This window comes from Caballeronia sp. M23-90, assembly GCF_053574605.1.
In genome coordinates this window covers 1-1,738 of the sequence record NZ_JBSIPA010000757.1, presented here as the reverse complement: position 1 = coordinate 1,738, position 1,738 = coordinate 1, and the positions used below count along the sequence as shown (strand labels likewise).

General features: G+C 60.9%; 1 protein-coding gene and 1 pseudogene. Both read left to right on the top strand.

Annotation, left to right across the window (positions count from 1 at the left end):
• Window positions 1-1,484, top strand: a 1,484-nt coding sequence (locus ACRXB1_RS35560; RefSeq protein ID WP_449494715.1) for a DNA translocase FtsK, incomplete at its 5' end; no start/stop codon positions are given.
• Between the two features lie 35 nt (window positions 1,485-1,519).
• Window positions 1,520-1,738: pseudogene (locus ACRXB1_RS35555) on the top strand (outer membrane lipoprotein chaperone LolA); the annotation flags it as partial.

Genomic DNA, 1,738 nt, shown 5'->3' with positions numbered 1-1,738 from the left:
CCACCTTGCCGCCGCTTGCCTTGCTCGATGCCGCGCCGGAAGTGAAGGAAACCATTTCCGCCGACACGCTCGAATACACGTCCCGGCTGATCGAGAAGAAGCTCAAGGATTTTGGCGTGGAAGTGGCTGTGGTCGCCGCCTATCCGGGCCCGGTCGTGACACGTTACGAGATCGAGCCGGCCACGGGCGTCAAAGGCTCGCAGATCGTCGGGCTGGCGAAGGATCTGGCGCGCTCGCTTTCTCTGGTTTCGATTCGGGTGGTCGAGACCATCCCGGGCAAGAATTTCATGGCGCTGGAGTTGCCGAACCAGCGCCGCCAGACCGTGCGTTTGTCGGAGATCCTCGGCTCGCAGGTTTATGCCGATGCCGCTTCGCCCCTGACCATGGGTCTAGGCAAGGATATCGGCGGGAAGCCGGTCTGCGCGGATCTTGCGAAGATGCCGCACTTGCTGGTGGCCGGTACGACCGGTTCGGGCAAGTCGGTCGGTATCAACGCGATGATCCTGTCGCTCTTGTACAAGGCCACCGCCGACGAAGTGCGCATGATTCTCATCGATCCGAAGATGCTCGAAATGAGCGTCTACGAGGGCATTCCGCATCTGCTTTGCCCGGTCGTCACCGACATGCGGCAAGCCGGGCACGCGCTCAACTGGGCCGTGGCCGAGATGGAACGCCGCTATAAGCTGATGAGCAAGATGGGCGTGCGCAACCTCGCGGGTTTCAACAACAAGATCGACGAAGCCACGAAGCGCGACGAGAAGATTCCCAACCCGTTCAGCCTGACGCCGGACGAGCCGGAACCGCTGAACCGCTTGCCGACCATCGTGGTCGTGATCGACGAACTGGCCGACCTCATGATGGTCGTCGGCAAGAAGGTCGAGGAGCTGATCGCGCGGATCGCGCAGAAGGCGCGTGCGGCCGGCATTCACCTGATTCTCGCGACGCAGCGGCCGTCCGTGGACGTGATCACGGGCTTGATCAAGGCAAACGTGCCGACGCGCATGGCGTTCCAGGTTTCATCGAAGATCGATTCGCGGACCATTCTCGATCAGCAAGGTGCCGAGTCGCTGCTCGGCATGGGCGACATGCTTTATCTGCCGCCGGGTTCGGGCCTGCCGGTGCGCGTGCATGGCGCGTTTGTATCGGATGAAGAAGTGCATCGCGTGGTGAACAAGCTGAAGGAGCAGGGCGAGCCGAATTACATTGAAGGGATTCTTGAAGGCGGCGTGGTCGGCGACGGTGAAGAAGGTGCGCCGGGCGCGGCGGGCGGCGGGGATGGCGAAGCCGATCCGCTTTACGATCAGGCTGTCGAGATCGTGATCAAGAACCGCCGTGCGTCGATCTCGCTTGTGCAGCGGCACTTGCGGATCGGTTATAACCGTGCAGCGCGCTTGCTCGAGCAAATGGAGAATTCGGGACTGGTATCAAGCATGTCCTCGAACGGTAATCGCGAGATCCTCACGCCGGCGCGTGAATCGGAATAAACGCAGCAGAATTGGTTTCTGGAGGTTTTATTGTTATGCAGTCAGTGTCGAAGTCGTTTCATCGCGTAGTTCATCGTATGGTTCAGGCAGGGGTTTTGAGTGCTTCCATGCTGCTCGCATCGCATGCGTTCGCAAGCGGCACGGAACAGTTGAAGGCGTTTGTGGCTCAGGTTCACGCGGCGCACGGCTCGTTTGTCCAGCGTGAAATCAAGGCGCCGAGCAAGGCGGCATCCGCCACGGCCGCGCAGAGCGCA